The organism is Aeromicrobium halocynthiae (genome assembly GCF_039531385.1).
GTDB lineage: Bacteria > Actinomycetota > Actinomycetes > Propionibacteriales > Nocardioidaceae > Aeromicrobium > Aeromicrobium halocynthiae.
The window spans coordinates 195742-216045 of record NZ_BAAAPY010000001.1 but is presented as its reverse complement, the minus strand read 5'-3'; the positions used below and the strand labels follow the sequence as shown (position 1 = coordinate 216045).

Below are 20304 nucleotides of genomic sequence, written 5' to 3'. Positions count from 1 at the left end.
CCGGCGGTCGTCGGGCCCATGCTGGCGGTCAACGGGGAGCGCTGTCCAGCGCCGGCGACCGATCCTCGCGCTCAGCCGTCGGCCGAGAGGAACACGCGCAACGCCGACACGAACGCCTCCGGCTTCTCGGAGTGGACCCAGTGGCCGGCACCCTTCACCGTGAGCAGGCGGGTGCGCGGGAAGAGACGGCGCATGCGGTCCTCGTCGGCCTCGCCCACGTAGTCCGAGTGCTCCCCCGCCATCCACAGCACGGGACGGTCGAAGACCTCGTCGGTCGCCGGCCAGTCACCGATGACGCCGAGGTCCCGGCGCAGGAGGTCGAGGTTGGCCTGCCACCGGTAGCCGTCGTCGCCCTGGCGGAGGTTCTGCAGCAGGAAGCCGCGCGTCGTCGGGTTGGGGATCTTCTCGACGAGCAGCTCGTCGGCCTCGCCACGGCGCGTCACGGCGGCGAGGTCGACGGACGCGAGGGCGCCGAGCAGGTGCTCGAACTCGCCGGTCCCGCGGCCGGTGTCGTCGCCGGAGTCGCGGGTGGGGGACGGCGAGATGTCGACGACGACCAGCCGGTCGACGAGGTCAGGGTGGCGCAAGGCCAGCACCATGGCGGTCTTGCCACCCATGGAGTGCCCGACCAGGTGCACGCGTCCGTCGGTGGCGTACGACGCCCGCACGGTCGCGGCGACCGCGTCGGCCGCCTCGGCGTAGTCGAACCGGTCCGTCCAGCCCGATCGGCCGTGGTTCGGCAGGTCGACCAGCAGGGACTGGAACTGCGGTTGCAGTGCCTTGGCAGCCTGCGTGAAGTTCTTGCCCTGACCGAACAGACCGTGCAGGAAGACCACGCGCTCGCCGTCGTCGCCGACCCGCGTCGTGTGCAGCCGCACGTCCTCCGCCATGGTCGCCAGCGTAGGGGTGCTGTCGACGTCGGGCGCCGCTGGCATGCTCGTGCCATGCACGAGAGAGCTCGCACCGCGGCACGCTGGGTCCTCGCCGCCTTCCTGGTGTTCGCCGGGTCGGCGCACTTCTGGAACCTCGCGGACTTCCAGGCCCAGGTCCCACCGTGGATCCCGGTCGACGTCGACGTCGTCGTCTGGCTCTCCGGCGTGGTCGAGATCGTGCTCGGACTCGCCCTGCTCCTGCTGCCCCGGCACCGCGCCCTCGTCGGTTGGCTGGTGGCGGGTCTGTTCGTCGCCGTCTTCCCCGGCAACGTGGCGCAGTACGTCGAGGGTCGCGACGCCTTCGGGCTCGACACCGACGCCGCACGCCTCACGCGGTTGTTCTTCCAGCCGCTGCTCGTCGCCTGGGCACTGTGGTGCACCGGAGCCTGGCAGGCACTGCGCGCACGTCGATCGGTCGCCTCCTGAACGCCCCGACGCTGGACGACGATCGGGCCCGGGTCGCCGTCGCCGTCGTCTTCACCGCCAACGGCTTCGCCTTCGCGTCCTGGGTCTCGCGCATCCCTGCCGTGCGTGAGCTGCTCGGCCTCCAGTCCGGTGAGCTGGGCCTGCTCCTGCTCGCCCTGTCCGTCGGGTCCCTGCTCGGGCTGCCGACCGCGGGCCGACTCGTGCAGTGGCGGGGCGCCCCGGCCGTGGTCCGCGCCGGAGCGGGTCTGGTCGCGGTCGGTGTCCTCGGCGTGGCGCTCGGGGCCGAGCAGTGGGGTTCCTGGCACGCCGTCGCGGCGTCGCTCGCCGTCACCGGCTTCGGGGTCGGCATCTGGGACGTCGCGATGAACCTCGAGGGCGCCCGGGTCGAGCAGGCACTCGGACGAACGATCATGCCGCGCTTCCACGCCGGGTTCAGCCTGGGCACCGTCCTCGGCGCCCTCGCCGGGGCGGGCGCGGCGTGGGCCGGTCTCGCGGTGATCCTGCACCTCGGAGCCGCCGGACTCCTGGCCGGCGTCGTCGCCGTGCTCGGGGCGCGGGGCTTCACCACGGCTCCCGAGCGGGCCGCCGGCGAGCGGCCCGGGGGCCTGCTCGAGGCGTGGACGGAGCCGCGGACCTTGATGCTCGGTCTCATGGTCCTCGCCCTCGCCCTCACCGAGGGCACGGCGAACGACTGGCTGGCCGTCGCGCTCATCGACGGCTACGCCCTGCCCGAGTGGGCCGGCGTCGCGGGGTTCGCCGTGTTCGTCTCGGCGATGACGGTCGGCCGGCTCGTCGGGCCCGTCCTGCTGGACCGGTTCGGGCGTCCGGCGCTGCTGTGGTCCACGATGGCCGCGGCCGGGGTGGGGGTGCTGCTCGTCGTCCTGGGTGGCTCGCCGTGGATCGCCGTCGGTGGTGCCGCGGTCTGGGGCCTGGGGGCGTCGCTCGGGTTCCCCGTGGGCATGAGCGCTGCGGCCGACGACCCGGAGCGGGCCGCGGCGCGCGTCAGCGTCGTCTCGACGATCGGCTACACCGCGTTCCTCGCGGGGCCTCCGCTGCTCGGGTTCGTGGCGGACCGGGTCGGCACGCTCGACGCCCTGCTCGTCGTGGCGGTCCTGCTCGTCCCGTCCGCCCTCGTCGTGACGGCCGCGCGACCCCTCGCTCAGCGCAGGTGATGGGCGACTGCTGCCGCCATCCGGTCCATCAGGGCACGGTCGTGCCGTGGGTCGCGCCCGTCGAGGAAGTAGTGGTCCCGCCCGGCGACGACCACGTGGTCCACGTCCACGCCCTCCGCGGCCAGCGATGCGGCATAGGCGTCCCCCTCGGCCCGTAGCGCGTCGCGCTCGGCCGTGATGACCATCGCGGGCGGCAGCGAGTCGAGGGAGGGCGCGAGCAGGGGTGAGGCATAGGGCTCGACACGCCGCGCGGCGTCCCTGAAGTACGTCTTGCGCACGAGGGAGATGGTCCCGGGCGTGATCATCGAGCGGCCGACCACCGCCCGCTTGTCCGCGGTCGACACGTCGACCGACGGGACGCCGAGCAGCTGGAATCGTGCCTCGAAGGACCCCTCGTCCCTGGCGCGCAGGCAGGCCGACGCTGCCAGGTTGCCCCCGGCGCTGAATCCCGAGACCGCCCAGCCGGGAGCCGTCGAGCCCGAGGGACGAGCCTTCGGCCTGGGCCCAGGCGACGGCGTCGTGGCTCTGCTCGTGCGCGACGGGGTAACGACGGCGGGGGGCGACCTCGTAGTCGACGTTGAGCACGGCGACGCCGGTCGTGGCGGCGACGAACCGGCACCAGAAGTCGTCCATGCGGGGATGTCGCATGACGAAGGCGCCGCCGTGCAGGTGCACGAGCACGGGCGGGGGATCCTCCGGGGCCGCGGGCCGGTAGAGCTCGGCGGGGATCGTGCCGCGACGTGTCGGGACGTGCACCGCCTGCGGCTCCTCGAGGCCGTCCCCGGCATGGCGCAGTCGCTCGCCGTAGCGGACCGTCAGCGCGGCGCTGCGGCCCATCAACCAGGCGCGGGCGTCGGCGAGGGGATGCACGGTGCTGGTTCGCTCCCGGCGACGGCGAGGATGGGTGTGGGGCCGTCGGCAGACGGGTGCATGATGGAACGATGGAGATCACCCGGTTCGGTCACGCGGCGCTGCTCGTGACCACCGACGAGACCCGCGTCCTCATCGACCCCGGCGCGTTCTGCCGTCCCGAGGTGTTCGACCTCGACGGACTCGACGCGGTCGTCGTGACGCACCAGCACCCCGACCACCTCGATCCCGACCGCGTGGGGACCCTGCTGGACGCGAATCCGGACGCCGTGCTCCTGTGCGACCCCGAGACGGCCGCGCAGCAGCCCTCCGACCGCTGGACGGTCAACCGTGACGGCAGCGAGCACCGCATCGGTGACCTCGTGCTGCGCGGCGTCGGGGTGCACCACGCGGAGATCCTGCCCACCCTGCCTCGCGTCACCAACGTGGGTGTCCTCGTCGACGACGGAGCGACGACCCTGCTGCACCCGGGCGACTCCTACGCGAGCACGCCCGACGGGGTCGACGTCCTCGCGCTGCCGCTGGCGGCACCGTGGGCCAAGATCAGCGAGACCGTGTCCTTCGCACGCGCGGTCGCACCCACCACCGTGCTGCCCATCCACGACGCCACGATCTCCGAGGTCGCCTACGACGTCTACTGGGGTCACGTCGTGCGGGCCGCCGGGGTCGCCGACGCCCGACGGCTGGGTCCCGACGGCCGGCTGACGACGGTGTGAGCGCGCCGACCACCGACCGGCGGCAGGGCCCGCCGGTCTTCTCCCGAGGCCTGCGCATCGTCGCCGTGCCGCTCATGCTGCTCGCCGGCGGCCTGGTGGCCGTCCAGTCCCAGGTCAACGGCCAGCTCGCGGCCGGGATCGGGACCGGGCCCCGCGCCGGCCTCACCGCGGCACTCGTCAGCTTCTCCAGCGGTCTGCTGCTCGTCGCCGTCGTGGTGGCCTCCAGCCCGCGGAACAGAGCCGGCGTCGGACGGCTGGTCGCGGCCGTTCGGCACCGTGAGCTGCGCTGGTACGAGCTCTCCGGCGGGGTGTTCGGCGCCTACCTGGTGGCCACGCAGGGCCTGACCGTCGCCACGATCGGTGTCGCGCTGTTCACCGTGGCGGTCACGGCCGGTCAGTCCTCCTCGGCGCTGCTCGTCGACCACCTCGGGCTCGGTCCGTCCGGACGGCTGCCCCTGAGCGTCCCTCGGGCCGTGGCCGCAGCCTTCGCGGTGCTCGCCGTCGCCCTCGCCGCCGGCGAGCGCGTCGTCACGGCAGTGGACCTGTCGACGGTCGTCCTCGTCGTGCTGCCCCTGCTGGCCGGGGCGGGTGCCGCGCTGCAGCAGGCCCTCAACGGACGCGTCTCCCGCGTCGCCGGGCCCTGGACGACGACGCTCAACAACTTCGTCGTCGGCACCACGACCTTGCTGCTCGCGGTGCCGTTGTCGTTCCTGCGGCCCGGGTCGGTCGACGGGCTGCCGGACGAGTGGTGGCTCTACCTCGGTGGCGCGATGGGCGTGGGCTTCATCGCTCTCGCCGCGTGGCTGGTCAAGGTCCACGGCGTGCTCGTGCTGAGCCTGTGCATGATCGCCGGCCAGGTGGTCAGTGCCGAGCTGATCGAGCTCGCCTCCCCCGACCCCCACGTGGGTATCGTCGGCGTGGTGGCCGGAGCACTGACGGTCGTCGGCGTCGTCGTCGCCCTCCTCGTGCGTCCCCGCAGCCACCCGTGAACGACTCGTTATCTCACATGTGAGATAGGATGGAGATCATGACCGAGCAGCAGGACTACCTCTCCCGCGTGGGCACGCTGATCCGCGACGCCCGCCAGCACCGAGGTCTCACCCAGACCGAGCTCGCCGACGTCCTCGGCACCAGCCAGAGCGCCGTGAACCGCATCGAGAAGGGTCAGCAGAACCTCACGCTGGAGATGCTGGCGCGCATCGGCGAGGCCGTGGACTCCGAGATCGTCGCCGTCGGCGGCAGTGCCGGCCCCAGCCACCTGCGGGTGCAGGGCGAGACCCGTCTCAGCGGTTCCATCGACGTCAAGTCCAGCAAGAACGCCGGCGTCGCGCTGCTGTGCGCCTCCTTGCTGAACGAGGGCACCACGGTCCTGCGCAAGGTCGCCCGCATCGAGGAGGTCAACCGCCTGCTCGAGGTCCTCGGGTCCATCGGGGTGAAGACGCGCTGGTTGAACGACGCCGGCGACCTCGAGCTGGTCGTCCCGGCGAGCCTCGACCTCGCCGCGATGGACGCCGACGCCGCCCGGCGCACCCGCAGCATCATCATGTTCCTCGGCCCGCTGATGCACCGCGTCGACACCTTCGAGCTGCCGTACGCCGGTGGGTGCGACCTCGGCACGCGGACCGTGGAGCCGCACATGACCGCGCTGCGTCCCTTCGGCCTGAAGGTCGTCGCGACGGAGGGCAGCTACCACGCCACCTCCGGTGGCGGTCAGGCGCCGGAGCGACCCATCGTCCTCACCGAGCGCGGCGACACCGTCACCGAGAACGCCCTGCTGGCGGCCGCGCGCTACGACGGCGTGACGGTCATCCGCAACGCGAGCCCCAACTACATGGTCCAGGACCTGTGCTTCTTCCTGGAGAAGCTCGGCGTCCGGATCGAGGGCATCGGCACGACGACCCTGCGCGTCACGGGACGCTCGCGCATCAACACCGACGTCGACTACGCCCCGAGCGAGGACCCCATCGAGGCCATGAGCCTCATCGCGGCGGCCATCGTGACCCGCTCGAGCATCACGGTGCGCCGGGTCCCGATCGAGTTCATGGAGATCGAGCTGGCCCTGCTGGAGGAGATGGGCTTCGTCTACGAGCGCGGCGCCGAGTACCCGGCGGAGAACGGCCAGACGCGGCTGGTGGACATCACGACGCACCCCTCGCAGCTGCGCGCCCCGATCGACAAGATCCACCCGATGCCCTTCCCGGGCCTGAACATCGACAACCTGCCGTTCTTCGCGGTCATCGCCGCCATGGCCGACGGGCAGACCCTGCTGCACGACTGGGTCTACGAGAACCGCGCCATCTACCTCACCGAGCTCAATAAGCTCGGCGCACGCGTCAAGCTGCTCGACCCGCACCGTGTCCTGGTCGAGGGTCCGACGCACTGGAGTGGCACCGAGCTGGTGTGCCCGCCGGCGCTGCGACCGGCCGTCGTGATCCTCATCGCGATGCTCGCGGCCAAGGGCACCTCGGTCCTGCGCAGCGTCTACGTGATCAACCGTGGCTACGAGGACCTCGCCGAGCGGCTCAACGCCCTCGGTGCCCAGATCGAGACGTTCCGCGACATCTGATCCTCCACCCTCGCGATGGCACCGCCGTGCCCTAGCGTGGACCCGTGACCGTTCGGGTGGACCTGTCGAGGTATCGGTACTTCGACCGTCCCACTCCCCTGGCGATGGCGCATCGTGGCGGCGCGCTCCTGCCGGGACTCGAGGGCCTGGAGAACACGATGGCGGCCTTCCGAGCGGCCGTCGAGCTCGGGTACACCTACCTCGAGACCGACGTGCACGCCTCGCGCGACGGCGTCGTCTACGCCTTCCACGACTCCGACCTCAGCCGGCTCGGCGGCACCCCCGACGGCATCTCCGACCTGCCCAGCGAGCGTGTCGACGCTGTCCGGCTCGTGGACCGCGAACCCATCCCCCGGCTCACCACCGTGCTGACCGAGCTGCCGTCGGCTCGCCTCAACATCGACGTCAAGAGCGACCACGCGCTGGAGCCCACGCTGGAGGTCCTGCGGGAGGCCGACGCTCTCGACCGCGTGTGCCTGGCCAGCTTCTCCGGCGCACGCCTGCGAAGGATCCGGGCACTCGAGCCGTCGGTGGCGACGTCAGCGGGTCCGCGGGAGGTGGCCACCGTCGTCCTCGGGCCCACACGAGGCATCCGGGAGTCCGTCGTCCGCGCCGGCGTCACCTGCCTGCAGGTGCCTGCGCGGCGGGGTCCGGTGCCCGTCGTCACGCGGCGGTTCGTCGCCCATGCCCACGACCTCGGCCTGCAGGTCCACGTCTGGACCGTCGACGACCCCGCCGAGATGCGATCCTTGCTCCGCATCGGCGTCGACGGGATCGTCACCGATCGTCCCGACCTGCTGCGGCAGGTCCTCATCGAGTCAGGGAACTGGAGCAGCACATGAGCGATGCCGCGGTGGGCCGCACCCTCGACGTCAGGCGGGTCCTGGCCTGGTCGTCCTGGGACTGGGGTTCGGCGGCCTTCAACGCCGTGATCGTCACCTTCATCTTCTCGGTCTACCTGACCGACGCCGTCGGCTCCGACTTGCCCGGACCGGTCTCGGCGAGCACGTGGCTGGGGATCTCGATCGCCGCCGCCAGTCTCGTCCTGGCGGTGCTCGCACCGGTCATGGGCCAGCGCTCGGACGCCGGTGGTCGCCGCAAGTGGTCCCTCGTGCTGCTCACGTCGAGCGTCATCGCCATCATGGCGGCGCTGTTCTTCGTCAAGGACGACTACTCCTACCTGTGGCTCGGGCTCGTCCTGCTGGCCGTCGGCACCGTCCTCTTCGAGCTCGCCCAGGTCCCGTACTTCGCCATGCTGCGACAGGTCTCGACGCCCGACACGGTCGGCTGGGTCTCCGGCATCGGATGGGGCGCCGGGTACCTCGGTGGTATCGCGCTGCTGCTCATCTGCTTCTTCGGCTTCGTCACCGGCGACGGCGGCCTGCTCGGACTCTCGACCGACGAGGGCTTCAACATCCGCATGGTCGCGGTCCTCGCCGCCGTGTGGTTCGCCGTCTTCGCCCTGCCGGTCTTCCTGACGGTGCCCGAGCTGCCCGCCGAGGCCAGCCCGCTGCAGAAGACCTCCTTCGTCGACTCCTACCGCCAGCTGTTCGTCGAGCTGCGGCACATGTGGCACCACGAGCGACCGACCCTGGTCTTCCTGGGCGCCAGCGCGCTGTTCCGCGACGGCCTGGCCGGCGTCTTCACCTTCGGGGCGGTGATCGCGGTCTCGGTCTACGGCTTCGAGGCCGACACGGTCATCCTCTTCGGCGTGGCCGCCAACGTCGTCGCCGCCGCAGGCGCCATCGTCGCGGGCAGGATCGACGACCGCACCGGCCCTCGGGCCGTGATCGTCTTCTCGCTCGTCGCCATGCTCGGTGCCGGCTTCGCCCTGCTGTTCGTCTCCGGATCGACGATGTTCTGGATCTTCGGGCTCATCCTCTGCGTCTTCGTGGGACCGGCCCAGTCGGCTTCGCGCACCTACCTCATCCGGCTGACGCCGGTGGGCAAGGAGGGCCAGATCTTCGGTCTGTACGCCATGACGGGCCGGGCGGTCTCCTTCCTGTCCCCCGCGCTCTTCGCGCTCGCCGTGTTCGTCGGCGGCGACGACCGGTGGGGCATCATCGGGATCATGCTGGTGCTCGGCGCCGGCCTCGCGGCACTGTTCGCCGTGCCGGCCCACGTCGAGGACCGCGCCCGGTCCCAGTAGCCGATTCCGGGCTGATCCGCCCTCAGGGGAATCTCATGGCGGTGCCCTACGTTATGCGTAGGGAGAGAGAGGAGTCACCATGGCTGAACGAGCACTCCGTGGCGCGAGGTTGGGCGCCCAGAGCTTCGAGGACGAGCGCGGTGTCGAGATGGCTCCCCGCCAGGAGGTCGAGTACGTCCTCCCCGATGGACAGACGTTCACCGTCACGATGGCCGACGAGGCCGACATCCCGGCCGAGTGGGAAGACCCTCGGACGGGTCGCGTCGGGCGGCTCAAGGACGGCGAGGAGCCGGTCAAGAAGGACGAGAAGCCGGCTCGCACGCACTGGGACATGCTGCTCGAGCGGCGTTCGGAGGACGAGCTGGAGGAGATCCTCACCGAGCGTCTCGAGCTGCTGAGGTCCGGCGAGATCGGACCGTCGCACCTGCACCGCCGCAAGCGCAAGAGCGCCTGACGTCCGAACCCGCCGTGGCGGGTCACCGTTCGAGGGACCGTGCCGACCTCCCCCCGAGTCGTCGCTGCACACCCCACACGGTGACCCGCAACAGTGCTTCCCGCACGATCGCTCCCGACATCTTCGATCGACCCTGGACCCGCTCGACGAACGTGACGGGGACCTCCGTGACGCGCAGTCCGGCGTCGACGAAACGGCGGGTCATGTCGATCTGGAAGCAGTACCCCTGCGAGGCGACCCGCTGGTAGCCGATCTGCTCGACGGCCGCGGCGCGCATCGCGCGGAACCCTGCGGTGGTGTCCTTCACCGGCAGGCCGAGGGCCCACCGCGCGTACCCGGTGCCACCTCGGGAGATCCAGCGCCGGAACCACGGCCAGTTGACCACTTCGCCCCCGGGTACCCATCGCGAGCCGATCACCAGGTCGGCGTCGTGGACGGCGGCGAGCAGACGTGGCAGGTCACGGGGCAGGTGCGAGCCGTCGGCGTCCATCTCCACGAGGACGCCGTAGCCACGGTCCAGGGCCCACGCGAAGCCGGCTCGGTAGGCCGCTCCGAGGCCCTGCTTGCCCGAGCGGTGCAGCACGTGCACGCGATGCTGCTCGGCGGCGATCTGCTCGGCGATGCGACCGGTGCCGTCCGGGGAGGCGTCGTCGACCACGAGCACGTCGGCCTCCGGCACCGCACCCAGCAGGTCGCCCAGGAGGACCGGCAGGCTCTGGGCCTCGTCGTAGGTCGGGACGATGACGAGGACGTCGTTCATGCGCGAGCCTTCCGGCCGATCCGCCAGCCGAGGAACCAGCCGAGCACCCCCAGACCGACGAGGGTCCACTGGACCCAGGGTCCCACCACGAGCGCGGGGGTGCGACCCGACGCGAGGGGGACCTCCACCGAGATCGTGGCCGGCTCGTGCAGTGGAGCACGCTCGACGACCTCGCCCCGTGCGTCCGCGACGCCGCTGATGCCGTTGGTCGACGGCACCAGCATCCAGCGGCCCGTCTCGAGTGCCCGCAGGCGCGAGATCTTCCACTGCTGCTCCGGCTGGGCGGTTCCCGTGAAGGCCGCGTTGCTCGTCTGGCCGCCCAGGACATCGGCATCGGCCGAGGCGGCGTCGCGCACGATGTCGTCGTAGGCGAGGTCCCAGCAGATGGAGCCGCCGATCGTCAGGGAACCGATCCTCAGGGGAACGCTCGACTCGCCGGCCAGCATGTCTCGCGGGACGTCGCGGGACGTGCGCGCGACCTGCGGAGCCCGGTCGCCCAACGCCTGGCGGAACGGCACGTACTCGCCGTAGGGCACCAGCCGGCGCTTGACGTAGCGGTCCCCGGGCCCGTCCTCGTCCCAGACGACGCTCTCGTTGTAGGCGGTGTCGGGCGTCGGCCCGTCGAAGATCCCGCCGACGACGAGCGGCGCACCCACGCGCTCGGACATCGCCGACAGCTGGGCGCCGACCGACGGGTTGGCATACGGGTCGACGTCGACGGCCCCCTCCGGCCACATGACCACGTCGGGCCGTGGCACCCGACCGGCGTCGACGTCGTTGGCGAGGCGACGGGTCTCGGCCAGGTGCAGGCTGGTGATCTCCCCTCGCGGCCACGTGAGGAAGACACCGGGCACGTCGCCCTGCACGAGCGCGACCTGGGCGGTCCCGTGCTGACCCACGACGCCGGCCGGCAGGACGGCCCCGACCAGCAGGAGGGTCACGACCGTGCCGGCGGCGAGCGCGCGGTGCAGCAACGAGCCGCCCACGATCACCACCAGCGAGGACACCAGCAGGAACATCACGAAGGACAGCCACGGCATCCCCCCGAGACGCACCCACGCGTCGAACGGGGTGTCGACGCCCGTGTGGCCGAGCCGGCCCCAGGGGAACCCCGAGAACGGGAAGGAGCTGCGGAACCACTCGCCGGCCACCCAGACCGCACCGCCCCACAGCGGCCACCAGCGCAGCCGGAGCGCGGCCCTGAGGGGAACGGCGACGAGCGCGAGCACGACGACCTGGGCGAGGACGAGCGAGACGTAGGCGGCCGGGCTGACGGCGTTCATCCACCAGATGAGCACCGCCATGAAGGCGAGCCCGTAGACCGCGCCCGCGGCCAGCACCCACCGCGCGGGGGCGTCGGCGAGGCCGCGCAGCGCCACGACCAGGACCGCGACGCCCACGACCATGGCGTAGGGCACCGTGAAGGGGTCGAACGCCGCGGCCGACAGCAGGCCGGCGAGCAGCGCGAGGACGAGGGCGAGAGGAGGTCTCACGGGGCGGTCATCACAAGCGCACGAGTCCGCGCGGACGCGTGTTGAGCACCTCGAGCCCGTCCTCGGTGCAGACGGCGATGTCCTCGATCCGTGCCCCCCAGCGTCCTTCGGCGTAGCAGCCCGGCTCGATGGAGAACGCCATGCCGGGCTCGAGCACGAGGTCGTTCCCCTCGACGATGTAGGGCTCCTCGTGCGTCTCCTGGCCGATGCCGTGCCCGGTGCGGTGGATGAAGAGGGCCGCGAGTCCGGCCTCGGCCAGGACGGTGCGACCGACGGCGTCGATCGACTCGGCCGTGACGCCCGGTCCGGCGTGCGCGCGCTGTGCGGCCTGAGCCTGCTCGAGGACTGCGTAGGCCTCGAGGTAGTCCGCGGGGGCGTCGGCCCCGACGACGTAGTTGCGGGTGGAGTCCGAGCAGTAGCCGGCGGCGTTCGTGCCACCGATGTCGACCACGACCGGCTCCCCGGCCTCGATGACCCGGTCGGAGACCTCGTGGTGCGGCGAGGACCCGTTCGGACCGGACCCGACGATGACGAAGTCGACCTGCGTGTGGCCCTCGTCGACGATGGCCCGCGCGATGTCGGCACCCACCTCGCGCTCGGTGCGTCCGACGCGGAGCCACTCCCCCATGCGGGCGTGCACACGGTCGATGGCGGCTCCCGCGTCGCGCAGGGCCTGCACCTCGGCGGGCTCCTTGCGCATCCGCAGCGCGCTCACGGTGGGACCGGCCAGGACGACGCGAGCCGACGTGAGCCGCTCCTGCAGCGCCAGGACGCGCGACGCCCACATCTGGTCGTCGACCGCGACGACGTCGCCCACCGCACGGTCGGCCACGAGCGCGTAGGGATCGTCGGTCTCGTCCCACGTGAGGAGGTCGAGCTCCACCCCCGCGGCGTGCGCGGCGGCCTTCTCCAGGGCCGGGACCACCAGGGCCGCGTCGCCGTCGACCGGCAGCACCAGGCACGTGAGCCGCTCCAGCGGCTTCGCGTGGTACCCCGTCAGGTACCGCAGGTCGGCCCCCGGGGTGATGAGCATCGTGGAGACGCCACGCGCCCTCATCTGCTCGCGGGCTCGGTCCAGTCGGGTCGTCACGCAGCGAGCCTAGGCCATCGGGACAACGACGCGACGCCCCGCCGGGGCCGGGTCGACGACCGTGGTCGACGGTCCTCGGATGTCCTATCGTGTGACGACCACAACGACATGATCGGGGGATCATATGCGCAGGATCATTGCTGCCACCGCAGCGGCTGCACTGTCCGCAAGTCTCGTCGCCGCCACACCGGCCCTGGCCCAGGGCCCCGGCAAGGGCAAGGGGCCCGGCAAGGGCGACGCGCCCGGTGTCGAGCGGCTCACGGACGCCGTCACGGTGAACGGGGTGCTGCGGCACCTGCGTCAGCTCGAGACGATCGCCAACCGCCACGGGGGCAACCGCGCCTCCGGGCTCCCCGGCTACGACGCGTCGGCCGACTACGTCGCCTCGCAGCTGCGGGTAGCCGGCTACACCGTCACCGAGCAGACGTTCACGTTCCCGTTCTTCCAGGAGCTGAGCCCCGCGACGCTCACGCAGACCGCGCCGCAGGAGCGTGAGGTCGAGACGAGCGTCTTCACCTACTCCGGGTCGGGCACGGTCAGTGGCCCGGTCGTCCCGGCCACCAACCTCGTCGTCCCGGCCACCCCGGAGCCGAGCAGCGCCGCCGGCTGCGACGTCGGTGACTTCGAGCCGGCACCCGAGGAGGACGCGATCGCTCTCGTGCAGCGCGGTACGTGCGACTTCGGCCTCAAGGCGCGCAACGCCGTCGAGGCCGGGTACGACGCCGTCATCGTCTTCAACGAGGGCAACCCCGAGCGCACCGAGCTCGTGCTGGGCACCCTGGGCGCCCCGGTCGACGTGCCGGTCGTCGGGGTCTCCTACGACGACGGTGTCGCGCTGGCCGACGGCACCGAGGCCACGGTGAGCACGGACACCGAGACCGACCTCGAGCGCGAGACGTCGAACATCCTGGCCGAGTGGCCGGGTCGCACCAAGAACGACGACGAGGTCGTCGTGGTCGGGGCGCACCTGGACTCCGTCCCCGACGGCCCGGGCATCAACGACAACGGCACGGGCGTCGCGGCGGTGTTGGAGATCGCTCGCCAGTACGCCGGCACGAAGCTCGTGCGCAAGCAGGAGCGTCCCGTCCGCTTCGCGTTCTGGGGTGCCGAGGAGCTGGGCCTGCTGGGCGCCCAGCACTACGTCGACACCCTCACCGACGAGGAGCGCAGCCGGATCTACGCCAACCTGAACTTCGACATGCTCGGGTCGCCCAACTACGTCCGCCTCGTCTACGACGGCGACGGCTCGGACTTCGGCCTTGCCGGGCCCGCCGGGTCGGGTGAGATCGAGAAGGTCTTCACCGACTACTTCGACGCCCAGGGACTGGAGACCGACCCGACGGCGTTCGACGGCCGGTCCGACTACGGACCGTTCATCGAGTACGGCATCCCGGCCGGTGGACTGTTCAGCGGCGCAGACGACGTCAAGACCGAGCGGCAGGCGCAGATCTACGGTGGCACGGCCGGGGAGCTCCTCGACCCGAACTACCACACGCCGGCCGACACGCTGACGAACGTCAACACGACGGTGTTGCGTCAGCTCAGCGACGGCGCCGCCCATGCGACGGGGACCTTGGCCCTGTCCAAGCGGGGGCTCTACGGCGACAACCCCGGGCGCGGCAAGGCGCGCGGGAGGTCCGCCTCGGCTCCCGGTCAGCAGGGTCACCTGTCCCTGCGCTGACGCTCTCCAGCGAGCGGCGCCGGTTCCCTCCCCGGAGGGGCCGGCGTCGACGCACGTCCAGGCACGGCCGTGGTCCCGGCGCAGGAAGACGCCCCGGCGCGGGAGCTGCGCTGGGGCGTCTCGGGTCCGAGGGAGAACCGGACCAGACGGCACGGACGACCGTCCGCGATCCACGGTAACAAGGGGTACCCAACCGGACGGCGATGCCGTCGTAGGGTGTCGTGCGTGCCCGCACCCACGTCCGACCGACTGCTGCTGCTCGACTCGGCGAGCCTGTACTTCCGTGCCTTCTACGGCGTCCCCGACTCCCTGAAGGCGCCCGACGGCACCGTGGTCAACGCGCTGCGCGGTCTGCTCGACTTCGTGGCCACCCTCGTGGACCAGCACTCCCCCGCTGCCGTGGTCGCCTGCTGGGACGACGACTGGCGCCCGCAGTGGCGCGTCGACCTGCTCCCCTCGTACAAGACCCACCGGCTCGCCGACCCCGCGGCCGTGGCGGCCGGAGAGGCGCCGGCCGAGGAGTCCCCGGACCTGCTCACCCCCCAGGTGCCGTTGATCGCCGAGGCGTTGGGCATCGTCGCCATCCCCGTGGTGGGCGCGGAGGGTGCGGAGGCCGACGACGTCATCGGCACCCTGGCACGGGCCTGGGACGGGCCGGTCGACGTCGTGACGGGCGACCGCGACCTGTTCCAGCTGGTGGACGACGACGCCGAGGTCCGGGTGCTGTACACCGCGCGGGGGGTCTCGAGGGCCGACGTCGTCGATGCGGCCTGGATCCGGGCGAAGTACGGCATCGACCCCTCCCAGTACGCCGACTTCGCGACGATGCGAGGGGACACCTCCGACGGCATCCCCGGGGTCAGGGGCATCGGCGAGAAGGGCGCCGCCGCGCTGCTGCAGGCCCACGGTGACCTCGACGCCATCCTCGCCGCGGCCGCCGACGAGTCGAGCGCGCTGAAGCCGCGCCAGCGCGCCACGCTGCTCGAGTCGGCCGACCTGATCGAGGTGATGCGGCAGGTGGTCCGGGTGCGCGAGGACGCCGTGAGCCCGTCCGTCGTCACGCCGAGACGACCCCTCTCCGCGGAGCAGCGCGAGGAGCTGGCGAGGTTCGGCACCCGCTGGGGGCTCGGCGGCGTCGTCGAGCGGTTGGTCGCCGCGCTCGGCTGAGATCGGCCGGACCGGTCGTCGACACCGCTCAGGAGGAGACGGAGCTGTACTCCACGACGCCTCGACGCAGGCCGTCCAGTGCCTTGCGCGCCGTGGTGCGCAGCTCCCCCGGACCGGCGGCGTGCGCGATCTGCGCGGTGACGTCGATCAGCTGCTTCATGGCGCGCACGAAATCCCCGGCGGCGAGCTCGGTCTCGGCGAGGACCTCATCGAGGCTGGCGCCCTCGACCCACGACCACGCGGCGTGGGCGAACCCGAAGTCCGGTGCGCGCAGGAAGCGGACGCGGTGCTCGCGCTCGAGCAGCTGGAGGTCGGCGCACAGGCGGGTCATGTCCTCGGCGACCTGGACGACGCGGGCCGTGGGCAGGATCGGCGCCCCGGCGTCCTCGGGGTTGCGGGTCTCGAAGCTCAGGCCACTGACGACGGCGGCGAGCTCGGCCGGACCGAGCCCGGACCAGACGTCGCGGCGCAGGGACTCACTGATGAGCAGGTCGAGCTCGCTGTAGATGCGTCGCAGACGCAGGCCGTCCTCGGTGACGGTGTCGCCGTCGAGGTAGTCCAGCGACTCCAGCACCTCGCACACCCGGTCGAACTGGCGGGCGACGGTGTTCGTGCGCTGCTCGATGCGCCCGCGCTGGTTGCGCGTGTCCCGCTCGAGCTTGAGGTAGCGCTCGGCCCAGCGGGCGTGCGACTCCCGGTCCGGGCAGGTGTGGCACGGGTGAGCCTTGAGCCGTGCCCGGACCGCGGCGATGCGTGGGTCCTCGTGGGTGGGCCCGTAGCCGCTGTCGCCCTGGCGGTAGGCGGTGTCGCGCTGCCAGGAGCCGTCGGGGACCCGGTTGCGCAGGCTCGAGGCGAGGTCGCGCCGGGAGTGCGGGTTCCGGGCCGAGAACGACTTGGGGATCCGCATGCGGGTGATCGGGGTGACCGGCGTCGGGAAGTCCATGGCGGCGAGACGACGGGCGTGCCGTCCGGCGGTCAGCACGAAGGGCCGCGGGTCGTCGGCCACGGCCGTGCCGGGGTCGAGGACGACGGCGAGGCCGGCCCAGCGTCCGGCGGGGACGACGATGACGTCACCGACGGAGAGCTCGCGCAGCGAGGCGACGGCCTCGTCGCGGGCGGCTGCCCTGCGTGCCTTCTTGCCCGAGGACTCGATGTCGCTGAGCTCGCGTCTCAGCTGCGCGTACTCCATGAAGTCGCCACGGTCGCACTCGGCCGCGGTGCGATAGCCCTCCAGCGCTTCGTCGGCCTTGCTGATCTGCCGTGCGAGCCCGACGACGGCGCGGTCGGCCTGGAACTGGGCGAAGGACTGCTCGAGCAGACCGCGGGCGGTCTCGCGGCCGACCTGGTCGACGAGGTTGACGGCCATGTTGTAGGAGGGGCGGAACGAGGAGTTGAGCGGGTACGTGCGCGTGGAGGCGAGGCCGGCGAGCTGACGCGGGTCGAGTCCGGGTTGCCACAGCACCACACCGTGGCCCTCGACGTCGATCCCGCGCCGACCGGCGCGACCCGTGAGCTGGGTGTACTCCCCCGGCGTCACGTCGACGTGCGCCTCGCCGTTCCACTTGCTCAACCGCTCGATGACCACCGAGCGGGCGGGCATGTTGACACCCAGCGCGAGGGTCTCGGTGGCGAAGACGATGCGCACCAGACCGGCGGCGAACAGCTGCTCCACGACCTCCTTGAAGGTGGGGAGCATGCCGGCGTGGTGCGCGGCGATGCCGCGACCGAGGGCCTCGCGGAAGTCGTGGTAGCCCAGGACGTGCAGGTCCTCCTCGGGCAGGTGGGCGCAGGCGGCGTCGACGGCGGCCTCGATTTCTGCCCGCTCGTCGGCGCTCGTGAGCATGACGCGGGCATCGAGCAGCTGCTGCACGGCCGCGGCGCATCCCGCCCGGCTGAAGATGAAGTCGATCGCCGGGAGCAGCCCCTCGCGCTCGAGCGTCGACACGACCTCGACGCGCCCGGGGGTCCGGTGCGCCGATCGTGGACGCCGCTTGCCCTTGGCGGGTCGCCCTCGTCCGCCCTTGGAGCGGTTGAGCTGCCAGTCCTCCCGGGCGAGCCGCTCGAGCTGGCGGTTCACCACAGGGGCGTCAGGACCGTCGGTCCGCCCGTCGGCCGGAGTGCTGCGGCCGTCCTCGAAGAGCGGGTACATGCGGCGTCCGACCATCACGTGCTGGTGCAGCGGGACCGGACGGCGCTCCTCGACGATGGTGACCGTGGGGTTCGCGTGGTCGTCGCCGTCCTGGGGGGTTCCGCGGACCTCGGTGAGCCAGTCGCCGAACTCCTCGGCGTTGGACACCGTGGCCGACAAGGAGATGACGCTGACGTGGTCCGGCAGCCCGATGATCACCTCCTCCCAGACCGCACCGCGGAAGCGGTCGGCCAGGTAGTGGACCTCGTCCATCACGACGTAGCCGAGCCCGTCGAGCGCGCGCGAGCCCGCGTAGAGCATGTTGCGCAGGACCTCGGTGGTCATGACGACGATGGGGGCGTCGCCGTTGACGGTGTTGTCGCCGGTGAGCAACCCCACCCGCTCGGCGCCGTACCGCTCGACGAGGTCGCCGAACTTCTGGTTCGACAGGGCCTTGATCGGGGTGGTGTAGAAGCACTTGCGGTCGGTCGCGAGCGCCAGGTGCACGGCGAACTCGCCGACGACCGTCTTGCCGGACCCGGTGGGCGCGGCGACGAGGACACCGTGCCCGTCCTCGACCTCCTGGCAGGCCCGCACCTGGAAGTCGTCGAGGGTGAACCCGTGCAGGCCGCGGAACTCCGCGAGGTGCGGGTGGGAGGCCCGGGCCCGGGCTCGGGCGTACTGCTCGGCCGGGCTGGTCATGCCTCCACCCTACGGGCCGGGCGCCACCAGGACCCGCAGCGCGCCGGGTCGCACGCTCACCTCCAGGGGCAGCGGACCGAGCCGTTCGCCGTCGCCGTACGCGACGACGTCCGGCGCGCTGAGTCGGACGTTCCGCACGAGGTGGCGCTCGAACTCCGGCAGGTCGACGTGGGTGCCCCGGTAGAGCCGCGGGAAGACGCGCACGAGCCTCGCCTTGCTCACCGGGTTGATGACGCAGACGTCGAGGAGACCGTCGTCGATCGACGCGCCCTCGGCGATGCGCAGACCGCCACCGAAGGACGGTCCGTTGCCGACGGCGACGAGCATCGCCTCGCGCTGGATCGTCCTGCCGTCAAGCTCGATCTCGAACGGCAGGGGCGAGAACGCGCGGAGCTCGGCGACGATCGCGAGGTTGTAGCGCATGGGACCGCGGGGCCACCGCATCGCGTTCGCACGCTCGTTGACCTTGGAGTCGAAGCCCGACGCGACGACGGTGGCCACGTCACCGAGCGACGTGCGAGCGAGGTCGACCGGGCGGGTGTGCCCCTCGAGGACGACCTGCAGGGCGGCCCCCTCGTCCTGCGGCAGGCCGAGCGCCCGGGCCGTGTCGTTGCCGGTCCCGGCGGGCAGGAGCCCCAGGGCGAGGTCGCTGTCGGCGAGCAGCGGGAGGACGCCGTGCAGCGCCCCGTCACCGCCGACGACCACGACGGTGTCGTAGCTCCCGGCGGCAGCGGTCAGCGCCGCTCGCGTGCTCGGACCGTCGTGGCCGGCCATGCGCACGACGTCGTGGCCGTGCTCTCGCAACGCCCGCTCGGCGTGGGCGGCGATCCGCTCACCCTGCTTTGTCCCGGAGACGGGGTTGACGACGAGCGCGACGTGCATCCGTCGAGCCTAGTCATCGCGACGTCAGTCCAGGGACTCGACGTCGCCGATGCTCGAGGCCTCGTCGTCGGAGAGACCGCGTGCCTCCGCCTTGCCGCGACGCCAGTCGGTGACCTTCGCGATCAGCTCGGAGATCAGGTACAGGACCGTCATCGGTCCGGCGAGGAACAGCATGGTCAGCGGGTCCGTCGTCGGTGTGGCGATCGCCGAGAAGACGAAGATCGCGACGATGATCCACGGCCGCGCGCCGGCGAGCTGCTTGGCCGAGACGATCCCGAGCCGGTTGAGCATGACGACGACGAGCGGGATCTCGGCTGCGACGCCGAAGACCAGCAGCATCTTGATGATGAAGTCGAAGTACTCGGCCCCGGTGACGAGGGAGCCGAAGCCGTCGGGCACGAAGCCGATGAGGATCTCCATGGCCTTCGGCATCACGGTGTAGGCCAAGGCCGCTCCGCCGACGAACAGCGGTGCACCGGTGGCTGCGAGGACCAGCGCCCACTTCTTCTCGTGCCGGTGCATCGCCGGCAGGACGAAGGCCCACAGCTGCCACAGCCAGATGGGGCTGGAGAACAGCAGACCGACGACCAGGCAGATCTTGAGCGCGAACTGGAAGGCGCCGCCGACGCCGGTGATGACGAGCTCGGTCTCGATGCCCCGGGCCTCGAGGACCGGACGCATCCGGTAGTACGGCTGCGTCATGAACTCCAGGATGGGGCCGTAGAAGATCGCCGCGATGATGGCGCCGGCGAGGATCGCCAGGACGGCCTTCACGAGTCGCCCACGGAGCTCGCGCAGGTGCTCCACGAGCGGCATCTGGCCCCCCGGGGCGCCGCCGGCGGCCCGAGGGGTCTGGCTCACGGCCAAGTCAGCGCTCGGTGGCGGACCGGTCGGTGCTCGTGCTCGCCGGGTCGGTCGACTCGTCGGCGTCGGCCGTCAGGGTCTCGTCGCGCTCGTCCTTCTCGTCGCCCTGCAGCTCCTGCACCTCGGACTTGAAGATGCGCAGCGCGCGGCCGGAGCCGCGGGCGAGCTCGGGAAGCTTGCGGCCACCGAAGAGCAGCAGCACGACGCCGAGGATGAGCAGGATCTCGGTGGGACCGATCTGTCGGAACATCG

General features: G+C 71.8%; 18 protein-coding genes and 2 pseudogenes. 10 read left to right on the top strand and 10 right to left on the bottom strand.

Annotated elements, in window-relative coordinates:
• Nucleotides 1–71: 71 nt before the first annotated feature.
• Nucleotides 72–890, bottom strand: a complete 819-nt coding sequence (locus ABD213_RS00975) for an alpha/beta fold hydrolase (RefSeq protein ID WP_344323218.1) — start codon at nucleotides 888–890, stop codon at nucleotides 72–74.
• Between the two features lie 54 nt (nucleotides 891–944).
• On the opposite strand from ABD213_RS00975, the gene ABD213_RS00970 reads away from it, so the two are divergent.
• Nucleotides 945–1358 (top strand): DoxX family protein, encoded by a 414-nt coding sequence (locus ABD213_RS00970; protein ID WP_344323216.1) that lies wholly within the window; start codon nucleotides 945–947, stop codon nucleotides 1356–1358.
• Entirely contained in the window at nucleotides 1304–2530 is a 1227-nt protein-coding gene (locus ABD213_RS00965) for an MFS transporter (protein WP_344323214.1), read from the top strand. The genes ABD213_RS00970 and ABD213_RS00965 overlap by 55 nt, the downstream gene beginning before the upstream one ends.
• Here ABD213_RS00965 and ABD213_RS15055 read toward each other — a convergent pair.
• Together ABD213_RS15055 and ABD213_RS15050 are read right to left on the bottom strand one after the other, a co-directional pair.
• A pseudogene (locus ABD213_RS15055) lies at nucleotides 2518–2976 on the bottom strand (alpha/beta hydrolase fold domain-containing protein); the annotation flags it as partial. The gene ABD213_RS00965 and the pseudogene ABD213_RS15055 overlap by 13 nt on opposite strands.
• A gap of 13 nt (nucleotides 2977–2989) precedes the next feature.
• Nucleotides 2990–3367: pseudogene (locus ABD213_RS15050) on the bottom strand (alpha/beta hydrolase); the annotation flags it as partial.
• 104 nt (nucleotides 3368–3471) lie between these two features.
• Between ABD213_RS15050 and ABD213_RS00955 the strand changes: the two are divergent.
• From ABD213_RS00955 to ABD213_RS00930, 6 genes are all read left to right on the top strand, one after another.
• Entirely contained in the window at nucleotides 3472–4116 is a 645-nt protein-coding gene (locus ABD213_RS00955) for an MBL fold metallo-hydrolase (RefSeq protein ID WP_344323210.1), read from the top strand.
• Nucleotides 4113–5105 carry a DMT family transporter gene (locus ABD213_RS00950; protein ID WP_344323208.1) on the top strand — a complete coding sequence of 331 codons (993 nt, stop codon included), beginning with the start codon at nucleotides 4113–4115 and terminating at the stop codon, nucleotides 5103–5105. The genes ABD213_RS00955 and ABD213_RS00950 overlap by 4 nt, the downstream gene beginning before the upstream one ends.
• Nucleotides 5106–5143: 38 nt before the next feature.
• The gene (locus ABD213_RS00945) at nucleotides 5144–6682 is read left to right on the top strand and encodes a helix-turn-helix domain-containing protein (protein ID WP_344323206.1); all 1539 of its coding nucleotides are present in this window, start codon (nucleotides 5144–5146) and stop codon (nucleotides 6680–6682) included.
• Between the two features lie 44 nt (nucleotides 6683–6726).
• The gene (locus tag ABD213_RS00940; RefSeq protein WP_344323204.1) at nucleotides 6727–7524 is read left to right on the top strand and encodes a glycerophosphodiester phosphodiesterase family protein; all 798 of its coding nucleotides are present in this window, start codon (nucleotides 6727–6729) and stop codon (nucleotides 7522–7524) included.
• A complete protein-coding gene (locus tag ABD213_RS00935) occupies nucleotides 7521–8831 on the top strand; it encodes an MFS transporter (RefSeq protein ID WP_344323201.1) in 1311 nt (436 codons plus the stop codon). The genes ABD213_RS00940 and ABD213_RS00935 overlap by 4 nt, the downstream gene beginning before the upstream one ends.
• A gap of 79 nt (nucleotides 8832–8910) precedes the next feature.
• Nucleotides 8911–9285 carry an RNA polymerase-binding protein RbpA gene (locus ABD213_RS00930; protein ID WP_344323199.1) on the top strand — a complete coding sequence of 125 codons (375 nt, stop codon included), beginning with the start codon at nucleotides 8911–8913 and terminating at the stop codon, nucleotides 9283–9285.
• A gap of 22 nt (nucleotides 9286–9307) precedes the next feature.
• On the opposite strand, the gene ABD213_RS00925 is transcribed toward ABD213_RS00930, so the two are convergent.
• From ABD213_RS00925 to ABD213_RS00915, 3 genes are read right to left on the bottom strand one after another with little or no spacing between them, the layout of a single operon-like run.
• Nucleotides 9308–10045, bottom strand: coding sequence for a polyprenol monophosphomannose synthase (locus ABD213_RS00925; protein WP_344323197.1), 738 nt, complete (start codon nucleotides 10043–10045; stop codon nucleotides 9308–9310).
• Nucleotides 10042–11538: an apolipoprotein N-acyltransferase gene (gene lnt, locus ABD213_RS00920; RefSeq protein WP_344323195.1), complete on the bottom strand. Its 1497-nt coding sequence runs from the start codon at nucleotides 11536–11538 to the stop codon at nucleotides 10042–10044. The genes ABD213_RS00925 and lnt overlap by 4 nt, the downstream gene beginning before the upstream one ends.
• A 10-nt stretch (nucleotides 11539–11548) precedes the next feature.
• Nucleotides 11549–12628, bottom strand: coding sequence for a M24 family metallopeptidase (locus tag ABD213_RS00915; RefSeq protein ID WP_344323193.1), 1080 nt, complete (start codon nucleotides 12626–12628; stop codon nucleotides 11549–11551).
• Nucleotides 12629–12752: 124 nt separating this feature from the next.
• Between ABD213_RS00915 and ABD213_RS00910 the strand changes: the two genes are divergently transcribed.
• Together ABD213_RS00910 and ABD213_RS00905 are read left to right on the top strand one after the other, a co-directional pair.
• Nucleotides 12753–14309, top strand: a complete 1557-nt coding sequence (locus ABD213_RS00910; RefSeq protein ID WP_344323190.1) for a M20/M25/M40 family metallo-hydrolase — start codon at nucleotides 12753–12755, stop codon at nucleotides 14307–14309.
• 225 nt (nucleotides 14310–14534) lie between these two features.
• Nucleotides 14535–15476, top strand: coding sequence for a 5'-3' exonuclease (locus tag ABD213_RS00905; RefSeq protein WP_344323188.1), 942 nt, complete (start codon nucleotides 14535–14537; stop codon nucleotides 15474–15476).
• Nucleotides 15477–15504: 28 nt separating this feature from the next.
• On the opposite strand, the gene ABD213_RS00900 is transcribed toward ABD213_RS00905, so the two are convergent.
• The 4 genes from ABD213_RS00900 to tatA are packed head-to-tail and all read right to left on the bottom strand — an operon-like array spanning nucleotide 15505 to nucleotide 20302.
• On the bottom strand, nucleotides 15505–18306 hold the full coding sequence (locus ABD213_RS00900) for a DEAD/DEAH box helicase (RefSeq protein ID WP_344323186.1): 2802 nt from the start codon (nucleotides 18304–18306) through the stop codon (nucleotides 15505–15507).
• A gap of 9 nt (nucleotides 18307–18315) precedes the next feature.
• Nucleotides 18316–19188, bottom strand: a complete 873-nt coding sequence (locus ABD213_RS00895) for a diacylglycerol/lipid kinase family protein (protein WP_344323183.1) — start codon at nucleotides 19186–19188, stop codon at nucleotides 18316–18318.
• A 24-nt stretch (nucleotides 19189–19212) separates the two neighbouring features.
• The gene (gene tatC, locus ABD213_RS00890; protein ID WP_344323181.1) at nucleotides 19213–20049 is read right to left on the bottom strand and encodes a twin-arginine translocase subunit TatC; all 837 of its coding nucleotides are present in this window, start codon (nucleotides 20047–20049) and stop codon (nucleotides 19213–19215) included.
• Between the two features lie 7 nt (nucleotides 20050–20056).
• Nucleotides 20057–20302 carry a twin-arginine translocase TatA/TatE family subunit gene (gene tatA, locus ABD213_RS00885; RefSeq protein ID WP_344323178.1) on the bottom strand — a complete coding sequence of 82 codons (246 nt, stop codon included), beginning with the start codon at nucleotides 20300–20302 and terminating at the stop codon, nucleotides 20057–20059.
• Nucleotides 20303–20304 lie beyond the last annotated feature (2 nt).